Source organism: Aquimarina sp. U1-2 (assembly GCF_017897595.1).
Lineage (GTDB): Bacteria > Bacteroidota > Bacteroidia > Flavobacteriales > Flavobacteriaceae > Aquimarina.
The window spans coordinates 1-339 of sequence record NZ_JAGKIK010000129.1 but is presented as its reverse complement, the minus strand read 5'-3'; the positions used below and the strand labels follow the sequence as shown (position 1 = coordinate 339).

Annotated in this window: 1 protein-coding gene; it reads left to right on the top strand. The window is 36.0% G+C overall.

The annotated features are described in order from the left end of the window. A partial coding sequence (locus J8281_RS19345) for a hypothetical protein (RefSeq protein ID WP_210199275.1) occupies positions 1–339 on the top strand: 339 nt, incomplete at both ends.

Below are 339 nucleotides of genomic sequence, written 5' to 3'. Positions count from 1 at the left end.
AACCCATAAAAAAGCCATATCAAGTACGGCATTTCAATTTAAGAGTGGAGTTTATGATATAGTATTTGTTGGTGTAGCAGAGAGCGATGGTAGTTCTACATTTCAGTTGTCAATCAACGGGAAGTTATTAGGGACCTATCAACCACAAATATCAGGGTATATGTTTGAAGAAGGTAAAAATTCCACCAAAATATGGAAAAAAGTAAAATTGAATAAAGGCGATAAAATCACTGTGAAAGCTAAAGTAGGTACAGATGGAAAAGAATTTACGAGAGGGAGATGGGCAGGTATCATCTTTACCCCATCAGGTAAGGGAAAAAAAATACTAGATGCACCATC